Origin of the sequence: Shewanella sp. SG44-2, from assembly GCF_014164215.1 — a bacterium.
In the GTDB taxonomy this organism is placed as follows: Bacteria; Pseudomonadota; Gammaproteobacteria; order Enterobacterales; family Shewanellaceae; genus Shewanella; species Shewanella frigidimarina.
The window spans coordinates 126,295-145,568 of sequence record NZ_JACJEU010000004.1; the positions used below are offsets into that span (position 1 = coordinate 126,295).

Below are 19,274 nucleotides of genomic sequence, written 5' to 3' on the forward strand. Positions count from 1 at the left end.
ATTATAAATAAGACCTGACAATCTTATTTATATAAAGTGACCTTATTACTTAGCAAACATGGATGTACAACCCCATGCCGGGCTCAATATTCCTCTCAATACGCAGTCCAAAAGAATCATAAATGCTAATGATTGCATTTTTTGCGAGGCCGAAATCATCAAAGTCATCGAGTCCACTGAGGTCAAATTTTACCTTTATGGAGGTAAACGCTTCACCTAAATTTGAAAGTTGTTCCGCTAGTTTTGATGAAGATAGTAACTTTAGAAGAGTAGGGAAATGACTATCCATATCAATATCTAGAGTGTGAATATAACCTTGAGCGTAACCATACATATTGGCAATAAGCCTGATTCTTTTTGAGACGCTGTTGTACATCGTATCCAAAGGTAAAAGACCAGCTTGGTAGTTATTGATTAAATCTTCAATTTCATTTGGAACATCATTTAATGTCGCTTCTAGGGTATTAAGCACAATGTTAATATTGTCATCTGTAGCGCTCGGCGAAGACATGCAGTTAGCTAAGTATTCAGACCATGCACTTTTGCTTGTAATTAAGAATGCATCGTCAAAATCATCTATTAGTCTTGACTGATCCAGTGAATTTATATTCATCTCATGAACATGAACTAGCTCATGATGTATACGGTGTATAACTGGAGCCACATTATCTAGTGATACAGAACCGTCAGAATTTATAATGTCTGAAAAGAAATTAACACACAAAACCAATGCGTATTCAAGTGGTTGGCTACTACCAGATGATTTAATTAACAACTGTGCTATTGCGGTAGCTTGCTTGCTATTTGTAAATGTTGGTGAAGACTGATGGTTGAATTCACTTGCAATTTTCGCCAGTGCAGCTGGGAAATCACAAGAAATAATCACTTGTCTTAACTTAGTTATGTCTAATGCATATTTATTATCTAATGCTTTTATCACTTCAAGGGTTAGATTGCCTATTTCTTTGGCGACATGTTTACTGTTAAACCCTTGTATTGATATGTTTAAGTCGTTTTCCATATCTGTACCTTAATTATGAAATCAATAGACTTGATGTTAACGGATATCAAGTAACCATACCCTTATAAGGCCAGAATTAACTTTCTACCATCTAAATAATCTGCTTTTCAAATCCACAATCCACACAATTCAAGGTGTAGGTTTCTTTGCGCTTAGTGACTTCGGTGTTTTTACTCATGCATTGTGGGCATGGTAATTTCATCGATGTATTTTTGCTGCATTGGTTACAGTTGATGTAGTAACCGAATTTGCCATACATCGGGGTGTATTGTGTTGATTCACCGCAATGTTTGCAGCTTATTATGGGGTGTTGCTCAGGCGCGAATGCTGCTACTGGTGCAAGTATTGCGACAGTAGATTGAGCTAGATGATGAGTGGGCGCTGATGCTGGTTTAGGCCCTTGCTCAAGCTCTGGTTTAAATTCTGGTGTATTTGGTATCGGTTGGATTTGCTTTTGTTGTGCCGGAGCGGCTTCAGTTTGCTGAGTATTTGAATCGATATGTTGGCTAATAAGAAATTGACCAATTGAATCGAGTTCTTGCTGACTAAAGTCTGGTCGAGTGTCGGTGACACTGACCAAGCGGATCAGTTTGTGTTTAAGATTCATGATATTTTTGAGCTCATCGACCAAAAATTCAGTTTTATACAGTTTGTCCGAAATCTCTTTGGGCATGGTTTTTCGGTCGATCACAGCATTACTGGATACCGCACATAAATAATGCCAGCAGCGTCCATTGAAGCCTTGCTGCTTTATACCCAGTAACTTACCTAATATGTCATTCTTATGATGCTTGAGCATTTCTTGCAACAAGGCTTGTTGCAGCTCAACTTGCTTGATGGGCGAAGACATACCTGACCATTGGTTGTTATAACTGCGTGTCCATTCGCCTTGGTTGTTCACTTTAACGTGACCTTTAATGCTTTTTGATTCAATTAGCACAAAGCCATAGGTATACACGATCAAGTGATCGATTTGAGCAGTTTCATCATTAAAGCTGAATTTGAAGTCGTTAATAACCAGTACTTCAGGATGATCTTTAAATGCACGGCGTAAGAAGAAAGCTACATCTTGTTCCTGTTTTTGACCCGCAATCGTTTGCGGCGTTTTGGTCATTTGTAGTGTTTTAGTTTTAAGAATCATTTACCAACAGCATCCATTCATAACTTGATAATAATCAAGCTCATAATATCTATGATGCTGATAAAAAAGCCAGTGTTAATTTTAAACGTAGGGCGTAATTGATTCGATAGTGTAACAACCTACACTTATAACTCGTTTGGCGACTTAGATAATTAAAAAGTGTACTTAACTACACTTTTGTTGATCTTGACAGGGGAGATTACAATAAAGTGTAGGTTGTTACACTTTGCTGTTGAAATATCAAGCATTCAGAGCTAAAGTGTAGCAAAGTACACTTTGGACTAACGTTATGACACCTGCACTCAATCAACAATCTTTGGGTTTACTCATTAAAGAAACCAGAAACAATGCGGCACTGACTCAAGATGTAGCGGCGATGCTGTGTGGCGTGACCAAAAAGACGTTAATTCGTGTCGAGAAAGGCGAAGATGTTTATATCTCGACAGTGTTCAAAATTCTTAATGGCTTGGGGATTAGCATTTTGGCGGCACAACATAGTGATGCATACTCTAATGGCTGGTACTAATGATGAGTACAGCTGAAAAACTGACTTTGGATATGCATCTTGGCGATCAGATAATTGGTGAGCTGTCATTTGACCCCGCGACCGAGACATTCACTGTTCAATACACCCATGATTGGCAACAAAGGGGTTTTCCCATTTCGCCGATGGTCCCCTTAGATGGAACCGCTAACAGCCATCAAATTGCGATGTTTTTAGTAAACCTATTACCCGAAAATAAAGGCTTAGAATATTTAATTGAATCGCTAGGGGTATCTCGTGGTAATACGTTTGCCCTTATTCGTGGTATCGGCCTTGATACCGCGGGTGCAATCGCTTTTTCGCCAAAAGGAACATTGCTACCGGCAACAGCCTTAAGGGAGATAAGTGCTGATGAAGTGATTAAGCGAATTGATGATCCGCAGCTATGGCCAATGGAAGTGTGGGACGGAAAACCAAGGCTGTCAGTCGCTGGGGTGCAGTCCAAACTAAACCTGTTTTATAATGGCAATACTTTTGGCTTTGGTGACGGTTCGCTGGCATCCACACATATTTTGAAGTTTGCACCATACCGTCATTTAGTGATTAACGAGTTTCTTACCATGAGCTTGGCTAAGGCTATTGGTAACGATGTTGCTAATGTCGATATTGTCGAGTTTGGTCAACATAAATCCCTTTGTGTCGAACGCTTTGATCGTCGTTATATATCAGAGGCTCAAAAAGTCTTGAGACGGCACATGGTTGATAGCTGCCAAGCGTTGGGTTTCAGTGTTAGCAAAAAATACGAGCGTAACTTTGGCACCGGTCGTGATGTGAAAGGTATTCGAGAGGGCGTAAGCTTTGCTCGTTTGTTTAGCCTCGCCAGTGAGTGCACTAATCCTGCAGCTGCTAAACAAAATATGCTGCAGTGGGCTTTATTTAATTTACTGAGCGGTAATGCTGATGCCCATGGCAAAAACTACTCATTTTTCATGACTCCCACAGGGATGGTACCGACCCCCTGGTATGACTTAGTCAATGTGGCAATGTATAAGGATTTCGAACAGGAGATGGCAATGGCTATCGATGATGAATTCGATCCTAATAAAATTTATGCTTATCAACTGGCCTCGTTCGCCGAGGAACTGAATTTACCACGACCATTATTAGTCAGTAATTTAACAAAGATGGCAACCAAAATAGAGCAAGTGATAGATGATGTGATTGCGATGCTTCCAACGCTTGATAAAGATGAACATGCTTTTGTGGCAGATTATCGCCAGCAACTCATGACAAGGTGCCAACGCTATCTTGATATGACGGCTGAAGTAAAGGCTGTTGAGTTGTAATAATAAAGTGAATGTAATTTAGTTGAGTCAGATTTAGTGATACCTCTGCTAATTTAATATTATGCCTTTTGAGAGGTGATCAATAAAATGATTGCTCTATTCAGCTTTGGATATCTACAATCGCTCAGAGATTCCCTGACGAATAATAAATCTATTCTAAAACTATCATAAGTAATTGTTTTTAATTTTAAAGCTATCATTTCTGATGATTTAACCTGTTTACTATTTCAAGTATATTCTTTCTATAGATTTTCTAGATTTTGTTTAGATGCACTAATAAGTTACAAATTTTATAAGTCAGTGCTAATTAAAACGTTTAGACATTTACAAGGAGTAACAATGGCTAAGTTAATAATCACTCAATCTGTAGGGGTGGGCGGTGTAAATACACCAAATGATGTGAAAGCCGTGCAGGGAGCACTAAATAATTTATTAGGACTTATACCACCTACAAGAAAACTGGTTGAGGACGGTAGATTGGGTTCTCGTCCAGAGCATTCAAAAACAGTCGCAGCGATTAAGATATTTCAAAGTAAACCTGTTGGCATGGTTCGTCCTGACGGAAAAATCGATGTAAACGGTCGCTCCCATCGTAAGTTTAACGAAAAATTAAGTGCACATTTGGCGGCTTTAGTAGTACCTATTTCAGGTTCACTCAAAGTGATTTTGAAGAAAAATCTAGAGAAATATGAGGGGCGTGTACCGCATATGTATTTAGATACTGTCGGTCAAGTCACTGTAGGTGTTGGGCATATGATGACCGATGTTCAGGCTGCTCAAAAGGTACCTTTTTTTGTTAGTAGTACGCGTGTGCCCGCAACCGCTCAGCAGATTGAAGATGAGTTTAACCTCATAAAAGCACAATGGGTTAGAGTTCAGGGCGCACAGAAACTACCTAATGCTGCTTATTACAAAAAATTTACTAAGTTGGAACTTCTTAATACAGATATTGATGTAATTAGGGACTCTCATATTGTAAATTTTGAAAAAGAGTTAAAAGGTCTCTATGGATACCCTACGTTCTCGACTTACCCTGACGATGTTAAGCTAGCATTATTTGATATGATTTTTAATCTTGGATTGACAAGGTTGAGTAATAAATTTGTTAATTTTAATATACATATAAAGGCTAGTGATTTCAAAAAAGCGGCATTGGAATCTAATCGACATCAGCTGAGTACAGATCGTAATTTTTATGTGCGTAATTTATTGAGTAATGCAAAATGATATTAAAAGTAATGTTAGTAGTAGGATCTGTAGCTGTATTTGGGATTGGGTGTGTGAGTGCAACGGGAAATATAGCACCATCATTACCATTAAATGCAGGTGAGTTTTTCCTCGAACAAACAAGGGAAACACACAATGCTGATGACTTCAAACTTTTACATAAAGACATATGGGGTTATGAAACAGAGCTGAAACATAATCACCATAAGAAGTTAACGGTTAATACCTGCGCAGATTTAGTTGCGAGTATAGATTTAGGGTATGAAGCTTCGCAGTCTGCGGATTATGGGGCCGTTATAATAGATTATAAAATATGTAAGTCATGGCAAGAATTATCTCTGTTTAAGCCGTCGCATCAAAGCTACCTTAGTGTTGTTAATTTGGACCAAAACTTTGCCAAACGTGTTCCGCCGCAATTAGCTTTAATTATCTCGAAGGATGATGAGCGTCGTTTGGTTGTAGCCACAAATTGGGATGAAATGAGTCACATCGTGAAGGTTGAAGCCATCGATGAAACTAGCGCAATTTTTGTTGATAATTCTGGAGGATCGCAAAGGCTTAATATAAGAGCTAAAGGTGACTATAATGGTGACGGTATTGAGGATATGCTTTTGAGCACCAGTAATACCGTCGAAGGTGGGAGCTACCATTCAGTAGATTACTTCATTCTTACGCGTCTATCTTCAGAAGCATCTTTTACCTTGTTAAAGCAATGGTAGTAAAACTAGCCCCATTTGATAGGGGCTTATTTTTAATTCTGCTATTACTTCCTAGTAATTTTATCCAGATATCCCATGGCAAAGGCTGATAACACAAAAGTGATGTGGATTAGCAGATACCACATGATTTTGTCATTCGCGATATTTTCGGCATTCATAAAGACTTTAAGTAGGTGAATAGACGAAATCGCGACTATAGACGCTGCTACTTTGTTTTTTAGCGAGCCAGCGTCCATCTTGCCAAGCCAGTTGAGTTTCTCACTGTTTTCGCCCACATCAAGCTGTGATACGAAGTTTTCGTAACCTGAAAACATCACCATGATGAGTAGGCCACCGACTAAAGTGATGTCGATTAACGATAGGGTGATTAGCACCAAATCAACTTCTTTTATCGAGAAAATATTGGGGATAATATGAAAGATCTCTTGAAAGAACTTTATGCCTAAAGCGAATAAGATTAGGCTTAATCCCAGATAAATCGGCGCCATGATCCAGCGCGATGCATACATCAATCTTTCAAACACTTTTTCCATTAAAAATTAATCCTTCAGATAAAATACGTAGAAATAACTCAAGTCACTCATTCTAAAACAATAACAAAATGAACGTTAACTGCGCCGACATGCAGTGGCACACATGATGATGTGTTGCCTGTACACTTTGCATAATGCACAGTGTATTGCATTATGTTCTTAGTGGTTGATATTTAGTGAGGGCAGAGTAAACGTTATTGCCGTCTAAATCACCTATTGTCTATTCATCCCAGACGTTTTTAATCTAAGCCTCAGGTTTATTGATTATACTGTTTTGCTTGGGTACGTATTTCAACACTTAAAAGAGAGATCTATCATTATGGATAAACCTACCAACGCGCCTCGTAAAATGCCTTGGGTTGCGATAAGTGTCATAGCATCCATAGTATTGCTGTTTGGGCTATTGCTAATGCTTATGCCCAAGGGGTTTACGTCTAATCTTGAACAAATTGGTACGGGCAAACCTGCGGTAGTATTTGTCTATGATCCTAACCTTGTTTCAAGTATCACCCAAACAGAGCAGATGAATGAAGCTCGGTCTCATCTTGGTGATAACGTGTACTTTCTGCTTGCTAGAACAGCAACGCCTGAGGGCGATGCGTTTATCGCCAAGCATAACGCACGAGTAACTGAACTATTCCTCTTTGATTCAGCTGGAAGCCTAGCTGAAAGACAGCTTGCGGTAATAGATGCGAATGAGCTGATGCGATGGGTACGTTAGTCATTTTAGCGCGATCGCCATCTGTGATTAGCGAGAGATTAAGTGAGGGAGTCAGTTGAGAGAGTAAGTGAGCCTGCTTTAACGTTTCATCTGACTTAATGCGCAATAACTGCGTTGCTTCAACACTATTTTATAAAGGCTCGATGTTTAATTGTATTGAGGCTTTTTAATAGCTGAACTAATCAACAGTGTATGAAGCTACACTTTATGGCGGGTTGACGGCTTTGCGCCCTGAAAGTGTATGTAAGTACACTTTTTGGGGGAATGCGAGATCCCAATAAACTATTTCCTAAACTGTTCAGTACAAAATTCTTATTCATTGATGATTACCCAAAATGCCCTGTTATTAAACGGCGTAGCGGCTTCTTTAAGTATTTTAGTGAGTGAAGGCTTGCTAGATTTTAGTCATTAGCGATTTTTTATTTCTGATTGCTTATTTCTCATTCTTTATTTCTCACTCCTTATTTCTCAATCGTGCGATTTGATATATGATGCGCCACCCTAAATTTGCCTATGTCGCCGATCCCTTTTTATGTCTACCAATGCCCTTTATACCGATTTGTCCGGTTATTACGATTTAATGTGTTGTGACATTAATTACCAGCAGCAAAGCAATAGCATAGTGCGCTTGCATCAGTTTTTGGGGAACAGTGGTAAACAGCATTTAGATTTAGCCTGTGGAACGGGGCCTCATGTAAGGCATTTTATCGACTTAGGGTTTCAAAGCAGTGGCCTTGATATCAATCAACCCATGCTCGATATTGCTATGCGTCGTTGCCCTGAAGCGCAGTTTAGTTTGCAAAATATGACTGAGTTTTATGTAGAAGAAAAACTCGATCTGATTACCTGCTTTTTGTACTCAATTCACTACTCACAAGGTATCGAGGCACTTAAAGCCTGTATTGCCAGTGTGCATAAGGCATTAAATACCGGCGGCTTGTTTTGTTTTAACACCGTTGATAAACATAAAATCAATAACAAGGCGTTAGTGAGACACAGTGCCGAATTTGAAGATAGTCAGTTTGTGTTTGAATCGGGTTGGCATTACAGCGGTGAAGGTGAGATGCAATCGCTCAATCTAAGCATTGGCAAAACCCAGTTTGATGCGACGCAGTTATGGCAAGATTCGCATGCGATGGTCGCCACTAGCTTTACTGAACTTGAAGCATTGTTAAGCCCGTATTTCGATATTCAAATATTTGAACACGATTACGACAAAATCATCCCTTGGGATTTAGCATCTGGCAATGCCTTATTTGTGTGTACGAAACGTGAGATTTAGTGGTTAAGTTTTTAGCTGCTATTCACTAAGGTTTTTAAGCGATAATGCTTATAAGCCGGAATGAAACGTTGATCTTTAGACTATAAATAAGTGGTTCAGACTATTACTTTTAAACATGGACCATTAAATTGCGAAAGTCGAATTGGAGTGAGTGGATTCAATTTAGTCGCATGCCTGTGGAGCTTCACCAGCTTTCAAATACCGATTTTTATAGACTAGAATTTATAAAAATAAGTATTTGAATGTGGTCAGCCATCATCATTAACAATGGCTGTTGATGGGGTTTTACTGCGCGGTATCAGTAAATTCAGCTTGAACCTTGTCTAATTCTTGCTGATTTTTAAGCTCAACTTGTTGCTGTTTTTTAATGCTGACTTCTTCTACTAGTGCCGCTTGTCTTTCTTTAAGGCTGTGTTTCTCATCTTTGGTCAGAAACTTAAACGCTTTTTCATTGGCAAGTGCATACGCAACAACATCTTCGCCTTTTACTCTGCGTTCATCCACTCGTTTTGAAAAACGATCGTTATCTCGAGCTTTACGCTCTTCGGCATTTAACTTACTCATTGGTGTATCCTCATTAGTTAATCACGGTAGGGGTCACTACGCTCAGTCAAACAAATGAGAATTGCACATTCATAAAGCTGATCGGCGCATTTTAGCATAAGTTGGCTTGTTAGCCTGTAATACATGGCGTCTGAGTAAACTTTATCATCTGTTGGTGGTTTCTAGAGTCGGTTCTGCTGTCAGTTACCTATAACGATCATTCATTAAAGCTGTTTAATGCCATTGCGATGTTATGAGTGGCTTGTTTGGCGCGTGCGCTGAGTTTTGTGATTGAAATAAAGCCATGCATGCAATCATCAAAATGCTGATGTTGTGTATTGATGCCTGCCGCTTTTAGGCGCTGGGCATATGCAATGCCATCGTCTCTTAATGGATCGTAACCTAGGGTTAAGATGTAACTTTTTGGTGATTCGCTGATGTCTTTTGCTTGTAGTGGACTCACTAATGGCAGAGTGACTTCGTCGAGAGAGTGTAAATATTTTAACCTGAAATAATCCATTAAATCGCGGGTGAGTATTAACTGTTTATTGAAACGGCGATAAGACTCGGTTAAGCCTTGTAAATCTACCATTGGGTAGATTAAAAACTGAAATGCGGGTGTTACTTTTGCCTTTACTGGCAGTGATGTTTGCAGTGAATGTAAACCGATGATACATGCTAAATACCCACCTGCGCTGTCACCACCCACGCCAATGTGCTGTGGATTAATATTAAGTTGTTGATGGTTAGTGTTGATATAGTTCCACGCTTCGATGGCATCACAAATCGGGATGGGGAATTTATGTTCTGGAGCCAATCGATAACCGACTGAGATAATGTTCATGTTGCCATGTTTAGCCAGGTAGCGGCAAAAGTGATCGTGAGTGTTAATACTGCCAATAACGCCGCCGCCACCGTGAAAGTACACTAAGGTTTTTTGAGGTTTGGTGGCGCTAGGATGGTAGATGCGAAGTTTTATTCTGTTGGCGATGGTATGGCTGCTATCGCTGGCGCTATGTTCGTTCAAAGGAATAGTGCCCAAAAGAGGAGTGCCAGTACTCACCGGGACCGTTAAATTAATCACCTTATCCATTTCAATTTTAGTCAGCCCAAGTACTCGGTCCATCGCTAGAAAGACATACCTGAATAATGTGACTGGCAACTTGTATAGCGGCGCTAATGATAACCACTTGGCGACCATTAATTGTTTCGCTTCAAGCTTGGGCGCTTGTAGACGTTTGCCTTGTAGCGGCTCGCCTTGCAGTGGTTCGTTTAGTGATGGCTTGTCAGTTGATGATTTGTCTTGTGACAATGGTGTTGGCTTATTCACGTTATCCATTTCTAGAGCCTTTTATTATTGTTAACTGATTAAAACCACATGTTTTATCGACTTAGCCACTTCATCGCTAGGCGATTGATAAATGCCGGTGATACGTTACTTAATCTATGCAATAGGCCATAAAAAACACTGACTGTTCTATGGGTTTTAGGGTGTTTCACTTGTTTATCAATCACAGCGACTACGTGTTCTGCGGTGATATTCACGCCGAGTCGTTGCATGACTTTGGCGCTATTTTTCTGTGCCTTAAGCATATTGGTTGCCACAAAGGGCGGCATGATATCGCATACGCTGATGCCGTACTTTTTCCACTCAAGTTCCAGCGCCTCGGTCAGTGCTTTTACGGCAAACTTACTGGCCGAATAGCTGGCTAATTCTGGTACACCATAATCGCTACTTGCTGATGACATGTTGATAATAGTACTTGTGCCGGAATTTTTTAAATATGGCCATGCAGCATGACACAGATTCATGACCCCGATGACATTGACACTTAATGTGCGCTGATGATGTTCGATAGGGATGTCTTCAAAGGGGCCTATTTCCAATATGCCGGCATTATTAACTAATATAGCCAAGCAGTTATTATGTTCCGCACAAAATTTAGCCATGGCGTGTTGTACTTGTGAAAAATCACTGACATCTAGCTGAAACAACCGTACTCGAGTTCTGTCCCATATTTCGGTGGCTTGTGTTAATTGCGCCAAATTGATGTCGGCCATACCGACCCAATAGCCCTTTTTGTGAAAGTGTCTTGCCGTCGCTAAGCCAATGCCGGAAGCTGCGCCGGTAATAAATATAGTATTTTTATTCATCATAAACCTGGTTGTTTCTAGTATGAGTCAATCAGCATGAGTGAATCAATACGGGTGGATATGTAAGGATGAAAAGGTGAATAAGCCAATTAAAATGATCGGGTATTAAGGTGTTCCATCTGCGGCTGTTTCATTTCATCAACCCATCGCTGCCAAGTGTAGGGCCATAAAATTGGGTCGCCATCGGCATCTAAATACCAACTTTGGCATCCTCCAACCCAGCTAGTGCCCGTTAACCCTCCCTTTACGTAGGCATTAAAGTCGTCAATGGCTTGTTGCTTGGCTTCAAACTCATCAAATTCATGCTCTCGCCATTTATCGATCAGTTTAATAACGTAGTCAGTTTGAACCTCGCTCATGGCGATAACGGAGAAGTTACCAATAGGTGTGTTGGGGCCGAGCATTAAAAAAAAGTTAGGGTAGTCGCTGAGTAACATTGATCGATATGCTTTGATTTTATGAGCCCAGGCTTTATCAATGTGCAAATTGTTACGCCCAATGAGATTCATGGGGCGCATAAAATTAAATGCATTAAAACCTGTCGATAACACCAATACGTCTAGCTCATGGTGTTTACCGTCTTTAGTGATAATGCCTGTTTCAGTTATGCGCTCTATACCCTCTGTTATTAACTCTGCATTGGGTTTTTGAATGCCTCTATAAAAGGTGGTGTTGATAATGACCCGTTTGCAACCTACTTGATAATGAGGTCGTAGCTTTTCGCGTAAGGTTTTGTCTTTAATGCTTAATCGTAAGTTGGCTTTACACAAAAAATTTAACGCATGCTTTTGGATAAAGTGCCCCGTGACTGCTTTGGTAAAAAAATGTTCTAGAAAAAACTTGCCCATATTGCGATGAATTTTGGTGATGATGGGAAAGCGAACCATTAACTTTCGGCTGGTTTTTGAAAAGGTAAAATCGGGCAGGTGCATTAGCCATTGTGGTGTACGCTGAAAAACTGAAACCTTAGCACCAGTTTTAATCAATTCGGGTATGGCCTGTGCGGCCGTTGACCCAGTACCGATAACTCCAACACGGGTAGAGGCGGATATGTCGACATTGTGATTCCATTGGGCGGTATGGAATGTTGTACCTTTAAAATCTTTTAATCCGGGAATGTCTGGAAATTGTGGATGGTGCAAAATGCCGGTGGCGCACACAATAAAATCAGCGATGTAGGTTTGCTGTTGGCTGGTTTTTACCGTCCATTTGCCATTGGCATATTGTGCATCGGTAACGGCTTCGTTAAAGCGAATGTCTCGTTTAACATCATATTTATCTGCTACGTGCTCAAAGTATTGTTTAATCTCTGGTCCATGGGCAAAAAAGCGGCTCCAATTTGGATTAGGTTCAAATGAATAGGTATACATGTGAGCGGGTACATCACAGGCCGCTCCAGGGTAGGTATTTTCTCGCCATGTGCCGCCCACGCAGTCTTTTTTCTCCAATACTACAATATCGGTGATGCCAGCTTGGCGCAATTTAATGTCCATTAAGATGCCCGTCATACCTGCACCAATGATCACCACAGTAGGATTTCGTTTAACTTGGGTCATGATGCCCTCTATTCTTGTTATGGTTATTTATTAACGTGCTTGGTTGTTGTTAGCTTTTGTTATTAGTCATCTGTATTTTTACTTGTTACGTTGAGCATTAATTTCTCAATAGCGGATCATTCAACAGTTGTTAATAAATTGTATTATCTATCCAGCATAGGAAACTATTGTTCATTGATCTACGCGCTAAAGGGACGTATATTTGTGATTTTAAGACATGGCAGCCTTAAGTTATGACATTTCGCAGTATTACCAGTGTGCAAATTATTGTGTCCTATGGCATTGAGCTTGGAATTGAGCAAGCGCGGTTGCTGCAAGGGTCTGGTTTGACGGGGGCCCAATTAACTGACCACGAGCAACTGGTTGAAGAAAAACAAGAATTACAGGTGTTAAATAACCTCATGCTCAATACTTCATGCCCATTTAAGGTCGGAATGGAGCTTGGTTGCCGTTATCACCTGACCAGTTATGGCATCATGGGTTATGCTCTATTGGCGAGCAGCACTGCGAGAAAGGCGATTGAATTAGGCTTACGTTATCTAGATTTAACCTATGTTTTTTCACAGATAACATTAACTGAGCTTAAAGATGATTTATCTCTAAGGTTCTCATGCGACATTCCTGGTGAGTTAGGTGAACTGGTGTTAGTCAGAGACATGTTGGGCGCTGCGATGATCCAACGAGAAGTATTTGAAAGTAACGACTTGCCGATAAAATTGCAGTTTACGTCACCTCAGCCCGCAGGCTTGTCATTCGAGGATATAAAGCAAAAACTGGGTGCTGAGATCCAATTCAATGCTAGTTATAACGGTTTTACTGGATTAGCACCGCTATTAGATCTGCCATTATTAAAAGCTAATGAAGCCACCGTCAGATTATGTGAGGCGCAATGCAACCAGCTACTGCAACAAAAGCAAAACTGGAAACCTGTTGCTAAGTTGGTCAAAGACACCTTAGTACACTTAGGCTTAACAGCATCAATGGAAGATATCGCCCAGCATTTAGCTCGAACGACTCGCACTTTGCATCGTCAACTAACACTAGAGCAAACCAGTTGGCGCCAGGTGCGTGACGATGTGCGTTTTGGCATAGCCGAAGCGTTATTATTAACGCCGATGCAACTTGATGAAATAGCCGAACGCCTTGGTTTTAGTGATGGGGCCAATTTTAGCCACAGCTTTAAGCGCTGCAAAAATATAACCCCAAGCCAGTATCGAAAGCAGGCGAAAAAATAGCGATAGCCACCTGTGACACATAGATAAAGGCTGGCTGGAACCTTATGCCTGAAGCCTAGAATCTAAAGACTCATACCTAAGGTCTAAGATTTAGCACTCTAGTGCCCAAGCAAGCGGTTAGCCAGAACCAGCTTTCTACGACTCATTTCTTAATGTTTAATTACAGAACTGCCTTTCACATGGAACTCCGTCACCTTTTCCATTTCGGCCGCCATCCATCTTTGTATTTGGACAGTTTTTTAAGTAGAACTTCGCTTCTGCGCATGATCGCATATGACTACAGTGAGTTTTACCTGCTTCGCAACGGAAATTGTTTTGTGCTGGTGCAGTTTGAATAGGACGAGTCGTTGGCTGATATCTGACTTCTTGACGAGCTTCTTGGGTAAAAGTCGGTGTGTTGTTTATTGGTTCATATTGCTCATATTTTTGATATTGTTTATAACCGAAAATCCCGATGCCGAGGAAGATAATAAGCATGATTAAGCGGCCAAGCACGGGACTTGAGTGGTAGTTTTCGTCATGATGAGATGGGCTGTTTCGATGATGTTGACCAGTGTGAGACGCTGGACGGGTTGTGTTAGACACAACAGCCACGCCTTCAATACTGGCTTTTACGGCTTTAACTTTGCCATCAGGCTGGTTCTCGCGATGAAATAGTATCTCATCGCCAACCATAGGCTTTCTGGCCATGTGCTTTAGGGTTGAGATGTGAATAAAGACATCTTGATTATCACCGGTTTCTGGCTTGATAAAACCAAAGCCTTTTTCGGTGTTCCAGCGAATTAAGGTGCCTCTTTCCATGGCGATACCATTCCTTGATAGTCATTAAGTTAATAAAAATCATGATGTAGAATCATGCTTTTAAATCAGCAACATAATACCTATAACTACAGTGTTTTAGCCAGTAATTTGATTGAGTTTATAGATAGAGTCATAAAATATATCCGCCACGCTTACCTGCTAAGGTAAAAACTGAATTGATATCGATTTGGGCACATTATCAACTGACTGCAACAAAAGCGTGGTGTTATTTAAGATTAAGTTTAACGTGTATATAGGCAGGATTATTTTGATGAATTAACCAAAGGTGAAAACAGAGGGGGAGCACGGAGAATAGAGAAACCATTGAGGAATGGCAGCTAGTTAATAGCTAGCTGAATGACATGTTTATACTTTGGGTAAAAATATGCTGCAACGGTTACATTTGGTTGTAAATGCAGTCGATTTTTATCTGAATTTGGCAACAAGCAATCTTTTTGCCGTTTGCTTGCGTATAACTGAATAAGCTATTTATCAACAAGGATTACAGATGCGTTTTTTAATGATTATTGCTGTTGTACTGCTGAGTGCTTGTAGCACCAGTTATCCAAACCAGGCTATTACAGGGCAAGATTTTCCGTCGGTGATAGGGCAAACACTTGAAAAAGAGTCGATGGCTTTTCCTGACGATTTACAAGGTAAAATGTCGCTGTTGTTGATTGGTTACAAGCAAGATTCACAGTTTGATATTGATCGCTGGTTGATTGGCTTAGACATGACTCAAACTCAAGTGGCGGTATATGAAGTTCCGACTATTCAGGGATTGTTTCCTAGAATGTTCAGTCCTCTGATTAATAATGGCATGCGTGCAGGCATACCTAAACCATTATGGAAAGGTGTGGTCACCATCTATAAAGATGGCGACCAAGTACAAGCCTTTACCGGTAATGAAAATCCCAATAATACTCGAGTCGTGCTACTCAATGAGCAAGGTACAGTGATTTACTTTTATGACCAAGGCTTCTCTGTAGATGCACTCAATCAGTTAAGAGCTCTGCTGTAGTTATTAGCTCAATGACTCGCCCATAGGCTCAGTTAATCACTCGCGGTAGTACTGAGCTTTTTTGGGCGCAGTAGCTGAATTAATGTTGGCGCGATAGAGGCTAAAATCATTCCGCTCATCAATAAATATTGATGTGGAGTGTACGATTCGCCCATTAATACTAGGCCGCAGACGATGCCCGCTATTGGGTTGGCAATGCCGCCAAAAGTAAAGTCGACTACAGACATACGTTGCAGTAACCACACATACATACTGTAACCCAGTACGGTATTGAGCAAGATTATCCAGCTTATACCAAAGCCATTAGTCAGACTAAATTGACTGACCACATCGATATATTGCTGTGGCGAAAAGAGTGCCTGAATACCCACAACAACCAACAGTAATGTGCCGCCGATAATTAATTGCCAGGTGAGTATCGTCCACCAATGAATGCGCGACCCTAACGCTTTGGTCATCGTGCTGCCGATAATAATGCAGCTGATTGCGGCAAACATTGCGACTAATCCTATGGGGTTTAAGCTAATGGAGCTTGGGTCAAACAGCATCCAAGCTAAGCCAATTAACACCGCGCCAGACAGTGCTTGTAGCAAATTAGGACGTTTTTTACTGATTACCCAATGAAATAACATTGCGAATACCGGCACTGAAATCATCCCGATGCCAGAAATAGCCGATGGCAGCGTCAGTGCCATGATAAAAATCAAACTGAAAAATACCGCAATGTTAATGGCACCGAGTTTAATTAAAATAGACCAGTCGGTTTTTTGCGGTAGGCTCGGTTTAATCGCCAGTAGAATCAATCCTGCAGGCAGTGCACGAAGGGCACCGAGTAATAATGGTGGCCAGTCTGGCAAAGTAAGTTGGGTCATCGCATAAGTGGTACCCCAAAAGAATGCAGGGATCATAGCCAGTAAAATATTCATAAACTACCTTTATGTTAAATATCTTCATGTAAAGATAAGTGCCGATTCTGGACTGTTAAGTTATTTTTGTAAAGTACCTTTTTATGAAGTATCTTTACGTTTAGTTTTTTAGCTGTGTTTTGAGTGCCAAATGATAAGGGTGAGGTATGGAGGATATTGATAGAGTTGTAGCGCAATGGGACGAACAAAAGCCGCATTTAGATACTGAGCCAATGGCGATTCTTGGGCGTTTTTTGCGTTTGCAAAAACACATAGAGGCTGAAATATCAGCTTGTCATAAGCAGTTTGACCTGACTATGGGTGAGTTTGATGTACTGGCGACATTAAGACGTAATGGTAAACCTTACACCTTAACCCCTTCGAAATTATTATCGTCGATGATGTTAACGTCTGGCGCGATGACAAATCGTTTAGACAAGCTTGAATCTAAAGACTTAATTGCACGCGTACACAGCACTGAAGACAGGCGCAGCGTATCGGTAGCTTTGACTAACAAAGGCCTTGCCACAATAGATGAAGCGATTGAGGAGCACGTACGCATTCAACACAAACTGGTGGCAAGCCTTTCAGATTCTGAACTGCCCGAGCTCAACCAATTGTTCAAAACCTGGTTAGCTGGTTTTGAAGGCGATCAATAGCGGCAGAGATCTGATAAAATCAAAAACGGCCAGCATCTTAAGACGCTGGCCGTTTTTTGTGCATTTTGTAAAAATGCCAAAATAAGTTTTATAGCTATTCTTTGTATTACTTAGTCATGGCGACTATTAGCCATACCAGCATCATTAATCAGCCATGTTCTACAGCATTATGCTCCACAGCAGCCACAAACGGTTTGAGGTAATTGCATACCTGTGCTGGCACTTTGGTTTGTCCATTGACCATTCCATTTCAGTTTTGAGGATGAATTAGTACAAGTCTTAGGGCATTCAGCTTTAGCTTGTGCCTGACTATTAATCGTAGTGGCCGCCTGTACGTCTAGGCACTGATTAGAACCGATAGCAATATCATCAAATATATGGCTTAAACTGTTAGATGTTGTATTGCTACCATTGTTGGCTGTACCAGTATAGTTATGACAACCAAAGCAATTAGATATAAATTTAGCATTAAGATCGACAGATTGATATTCAGTTTCTGCCACAGTATTGGCTAAGCGTAACGAACCTCGTTGATTGCCAATTTCTGAGTCTTTGCTAATGTTGCTCACCCATAAAGCGCCCACATTGAAGTAGTTCGATAATACTTTAAAATTACCCGTTAAAAAGGGCTGAACATTGGCATTTAGTGTACTAATACTTTGGGTGTTTTCATCGTAATTACGATCTCCTTCGGCTGAACCATAAGCATACTCGCGACAGATTTCTGAAGCTGAACCTGTGATCGACTGACTTGGTGCAGGATTGTTGAATCGACACTGAATTATTCCTAAAGCGTCTTGATTTTTTAAGTCAGTTGTACAAGCTTTACTAGCAAAAGACCAAGCGGTACTTGTTTCTGCAGAGCTACAATCAGGTGCGTTTACCTTATGTTCAAAGGTGGCCCAAACAAACTCAGGGTGATCTGGTGTGGCAACCGCAAGGTGAAAGCCGATCATGCCTAACTTAGTGGTACTAGTATTTTTTAGTTCTGGGGTAATGTTGGCATCCATAGTAATGAATTTGCTCGGATCATCGTTGGCACCTAATACTTTCCATGCGGTTTTTAGTTCTGTTGTTCCGCCTGGAAAATTTTGTTGCTGCTGAATTTTTTTAACATCACACATATTTTTACTGAACTGAACATCGTAATAGACAACATTGCTGTTTTGATCGTAAATAGTGGCACCGCCTCCAGCTTGGCCGATACGTTCCGGAATAGTAAACGTAGTGCCGTTTTCTTGGGGTTTTGCTGAGCGGATAAATAGCACATGTGAGTCATGTTTATCATCGCAAGAGTTAGCAGGACTGCCATCGGTATTAACCTCTAGCTCGTTAAACTGAGTAGAATCCTGAAAGTTAAGTACTTGAGGATTAGTTTTCGAGGTAGCCATTAAGTATGCAAAAGATTGCCAAGAGAACTGATAAAAATCACAAAATGAACTGTCCCCAGGTCCATTACTCTGCTTCACTTCAGTGGGTAAACTGGGTTGGGAGAACCAACTAGAGTCAGCACTACAATTAAATGAATTAGTAGCAGATACTGCTTTGTTGGTAGTTGTTTCATTTGATTCTGCTCGGACACTATTTACTCCCGATACGCAGAACAGCGCAGCGCTCAAGAGGGTGCCTATATTCCTTTGATAATATTTCATATTCTATTCCTTTATGTAAATAGTTCACATTGACCTTAAGGTAAATTTAACCTGTAAGCCTTTGCTGTCCACACGCATGAGTTGTCAATATAGTCAGAATGACTTACAAATAATCTTCTGATAATATTCTTGTTTAAAATTAAATAATTACTATTTGAATTTAAGTAAAGGATTGTGGTTTTAACGGAGACGTGAGCTATTTGATATCAAGATATATGAGGCTGATTGTCTCATGCGGATGTTTAACGTGTGTTTACATTTTTGATAAATTAGC

19 protein-coding genes are annotated in these 19,274 nt (G+C 40.5%); 9 read left to right on the top strand and 10 right to left on the bottom strand.

All coding sequences use genetic code 11. From position 1 onward, the window contains the following. Positions 1–49: 49 nt before the first annotated feature. Positions 50–1,021 carry a hypothetical protein gene (locus H5181_RS04500; RefSeq protein ID WP_123883080.1) on the bottom strand — a complete coding sequence of 324 codons (972 nt, stop codon included), beginning with the start codon at positions 1,019–1,021 and terminating at the stop codon, positions 50–52. Positions 1,022–1,112: 91 nt separating this feature from the next. Continuing rightward, the gene (locus tag H5181_RS04505; protein ID WP_182750342.1) at positions 1,113–2,162 is read right to left on the bottom strand and encodes a nuclease-related domain-containing protein; all 1,050 of its coding nucleotides are present in this window, start codon (positions 2,160–2,162) and stop codon (positions 1,113–1,115) included. Positions 2,163–2,451: 289 nt separating this feature from the next. Between H5181_RS04505 and H5181_RS04510 the strand changes: the two genes are divergently transcribed. The 4 genes from H5181_RS04510 (at position 2,452) to H5181_RS04525 (ending at position 5,938) form a co-directional block, all read left to right on the top strand. Then, on the top strand, positions 2,452–2,688 hold the full coding sequence (locus tag H5181_RS04510) for a helix-turn-helix domain-containing protein (protein WP_102037534.1): 237 nt from the start codon (positions 2,452–2,454) through the stop codon (positions 2,686–2,688). A 2-nt stretch (positions 2,689–2,690) separates the two neighbouring features. Beyond that, entirely contained in the window at positions 2,691–3,992 is a 1,302-nt protein-coding gene (locus H5181_RS04515; protein ID WP_182750418.1) for a HipA domain-containing protein, read from the top strand. A gap of 339 nt (positions 3,993–4,331) precedes the next feature. Continuing rightward, a complete protein-coding gene (locus H5181_RS04520; RefSeq protein WP_182750343.1) occupies positions 4,332–5,219 on the top strand; it encodes a hypothetical protein in 888 nt (295 codons plus the stop codon). After that, entirely contained in the window at positions 5,216–5,938 is a 723-nt protein-coding gene (locus tag H5181_RS04525) for a hypothetical protein (protein WP_182750344.1), read from the top strand. The genes H5181_RS04520 and H5181_RS04525 overlap by 4 nt, the downstream gene beginning before the upstream one ends. Before the next feature lie 44 nt (positions 5,939–5,982). Here H5181_RS04525 and H5181_RS04530 read toward each other — a convergent pair whose 3' ends face one another. Beyond that, positions 5,983–6,471, bottom strand: a complete 489-nt coding sequence (locus tag H5181_RS04530; RefSeq protein ID WP_011639070.1) for a TIGR00645 family protein — start codon at positions 6,469–6,471, stop codon at positions 5,983–5,985. A gap of 319 nt (positions 6,472–6,790) precedes the next feature. Here H5181_RS04530 and H5181_RS04535 point away from each other — a divergent pair, with 319 nt between their 5' ends. Continuing rightward, positions 6,791–7,192, top strand: a complete 402-nt coding sequence (locus tag H5181_RS04535; RefSeq protein WP_182750345.1) for a hypothetical protein — start codon at positions 6,791–6,793, stop codon at positions 7,190–7,192. Between the two features lie 532 nt (positions 7,193–7,724). After that, positions 7,725–8,474 (top strand): class I SAM-dependent methyltransferase, encoded by a 750-nt coding sequence (locus H5181_RS04540; RefSeq protein ID WP_011639068.1) that lies wholly within the window; start codon positions 7,725–7,727, stop codon positions 8,472–8,474. 285 nt (positions 8,475–8,759) lie between these two features. On the opposite strand, the gene H5181_RS04545 is transcribed toward H5181_RS04540, so the two are convergent. The 4 genes from H5181_RS04545 to H5181_RS04560 form a co-directional block, all read right to left on the bottom strand. Next, positions 8,760–9,038 (bottom strand): hypothetical protein, encoded by a 279-nt coding sequence (locus tag H5181_RS04545; protein WP_011639067.1) that lies wholly within the window; start codon positions 9,036–9,038, stop codon positions 8,760–8,762. 196 nt (positions 9,039–9,234) lie between these two features. Continuing rightward, positions 9,235–10,356, bottom strand: a complete 1,122-nt coding sequence (locus tag H5181_RS04550) for an alpha/beta hydrolase (protein WP_182750346.1) — start codon at positions 10,354–10,356, stop codon at positions 9,235–9,237. A gap of 44 nt (positions 10,357–10,400) precedes the next feature. Further along, positions 10,401–11,171: an SDR family oxidoreductase gene (locus H5181_RS04555; RefSeq protein WP_182750347.1), complete on the bottom strand. Its 771-nt coding sequence runs from the start codon at positions 11,169–11,171 to the stop codon at positions 10,401–10,403. Between the two features lie 89 nt (positions 11,172–11,260). Further along, the gene (locus tag H5181_RS04560; protein ID WP_182750348.1) at positions 11,261–12,727 is read right to left on the bottom strand and encodes an NAD(P)/FAD-dependent oxidoreductase; all 1,467 of its coding nucleotides are present in this window, start codon (positions 12,725–12,727) and stop codon (positions 11,261–11,263) included. A 233-nt stretch (positions 12,728–12,960) separates the two neighbouring features. On the opposite strand from H5181_RS04560, the gene H5181_RS04565 reads away from it, so the two are divergent. Continuing rightward, positions 12,961–13,962 carry an AraC family transcriptional regulator gene (locus H5181_RS04565; RefSeq protein ID WP_182750349.1) on the top strand — a complete coding sequence of 334 codons (1,002 nt, stop codon included), beginning with the start codon at positions 12,961–12,963 and terminating at the stop codon, positions 13,960–13,962. Between the two features lie 156 nt (positions 13,963–14,118). On the opposite strand, the gene H5181_RS04570 is transcribed toward H5181_RS04565, so the two are convergent. Beyond that, complete coding sequence (locus H5181_RS04570) at positions 14,119–14,763, bottom strand: cold shock domain-containing protein (protein ID WP_182750350.1); 645 nt, start codon at positions 14,761–14,763, stop codon at positions 14,119–14,121. A gap of 508 nt (positions 14,764–15,271) precedes the next feature. On the opposite strand from H5181_RS04570, the gene H5181_RS04575 reads away from it, so the two are divergent. After that, on the top strand, positions 15,272–15,784 hold the full coding sequence (locus H5181_RS04575; RefSeq protein WP_182750351.1) for a hypothetical protein: 513 nt from the start codon (positions 15,272–15,274) through the stop codon (positions 15,782–15,784). A 32-nt stretch (positions 15,785–15,816) separates the two neighbouring features. On the opposite strand, the gene H5181_RS04580 is transcribed toward H5181_RS04575, so the two are convergent. Next, a complete protein-coding gene (locus tag H5181_RS04580; protein ID WP_182750352.1) occupies positions 15,817–16,710 on the bottom strand; it encodes a DMT family transporter in 894 nt (297 codons plus the stop codon). 146 nt (positions 16,711–16,856) lie between these two features. Here H5181_RS04580 and H5181_RS04585 point away from each other — a divergent pair, with 146 nt between their 5' ends. After that, the gene (locus H5181_RS04585) at positions 16,857–17,348 is read left to right on the top strand and encodes a MarR family winged helix-turn-helix transcriptional regulator (protein WP_182750353.1); all 492 of its coding nucleotides are present in this window, start codon (positions 16,857–16,859) and stop codon (positions 17,346–17,348) included. A 167-nt stretch (positions 17,349–17,515) separates the two neighbouring features. Here the strand turns inward: H5181_RS04585 and H5181_RS04590 are convergent, their stop codons facing one another. Beyond that, positions 17,516–19,000 carry a mannan-binding lectin gene (locus H5181_RS04590; RefSeq protein WP_182750354.1) on the bottom strand — a complete coding sequence of 495 codons (1,485 nt, stop codon included), beginning with the start codon at positions 18,998–19,000 and terminating at the stop codon, positions 17,516–17,518. Between the last annotated feature and the right edge of the window lie 274 nt (positions 19,001–19,274).

Coding starts and splice junctions, on each gene's coding strand:
- H5181_RS04500 (WP_123883080.1), bottom strand. CDS start 1,021: ATGGAAAACGACTTAAACATATCAATACAAGGGTTTAACAGTAAACAT.
- H5181_RS04505 (WP_182750342.1), bottom strand. CDS start 2,162: ATGATTCTTAAAACTAAAACACTACAAATGACCAAAACGCCGCAAACG.
- H5181_RS04510 (WP_102037534.1), top strand. CDS start 2,452: ATGACACCTGCACTCAATCAACAATCTTTGGGTTTACTCATTAAAGAA.
- H5181_RS04515 (WP_182750418.1), top strand. CDS start 2,691: ATGAGTACAGCTGAAAAACTGACTTTGGATATGCATCTTGGCGATCAG.
- H5181_RS04520 (WP_182750343.1), top strand. CDS start 4,332: ATGGCTAAGTTAATAATCACTCAATCTGTAGGGGTGGGCGGTGTAAAT.
- H5181_RS04525 (WP_182750344.1), top strand. CDS start 5,216: ATGATATTAAAAGTAATGTTAGTAGTAGGATCTGTAGCTGTATTTGGG.
- H5181_RS04530 (WP_011639070.1), bottom strand. CDS start 6,471: ATGGAAAAAGTGTTTGAAAGATTGATGTATGCATCGCGCTGGATCATG.
- H5181_RS04535 (WP_182750345.1), top strand. CDS start 6,791: ATGGATAAACCTACCAACGCGCCTCGTAAAATGCCTTGGGTTGCGATA.
- H5181_RS04540 (WP_011639068.1), top strand. CDS start 7,725: ATGTCTACCAATGCCCTTTATACCGATTTGTCCGGTTATTACGATTTA.
- H5181_RS04545 (WP_011639067.1), bottom strand. CDS start 9,038: ATGAGTAAGTTAAATGCCGAAGAGCGTAAAGCTCGAGATAACGATCGT.
- H5181_RS04550 (WP_182750346.1), bottom strand. CDS start 10,356: ATGGATAACGTGAATAAGCCAACACCATTGTCACAAGACAAATCATCA.
- H5181_RS04555 (WP_182750347.1), bottom strand. CDS start 11,171: ATGAATAAAAATACTATATTTATTACCGGCGCAGCTTCCGGCATTGGC.
- H5181_RS04560 (WP_182750348.1), bottom strand. CDS start 12,727: ATGACCCAAGTTAAACGAAATCCTACTGTGGTGATCATTGGTGCAGGT.
- H5181_RS04565 (WP_182750349.1), top strand. CDS start 12,961: ATGACATTTCGCAGTATTACCAGTGTGCAAATTATTGTGTCCTATGGC.
- H5181_RS04570 (WP_182750350.1), bottom strand. CDS start 14,763: ATGGAAAGAGGCACCTTAATTCGCTGGAACACCGAAAAAGGCTTTGGT.
- H5181_RS04575 (WP_182750351.1), top strand. CDS start 15,272: ATGCGTTTTTTAATGATTATTGCTGTTGTACTGCTGAGTGCTTGTAGC.
- H5181_RS04580 (WP_182750352.1), bottom strand. CDS start 16,710: ATGAATATTTTACTGGCTATGATCCCTGCATTCTTTTGGGGTACCACT.
- H5181_RS04585 (WP_182750353.1), top strand. CDS start 16,857: ATGGAGGATATTGATAGAGTTGTAGCGCAATGGGACGAACAAAAGCCG.
- H5181_RS04590 (WP_182750354.1), bottom strand. CDS start 19,000: ATGAAATATTATCAAAGGAATATAGGCACCCTCTTGAGCGCTGCGCTG.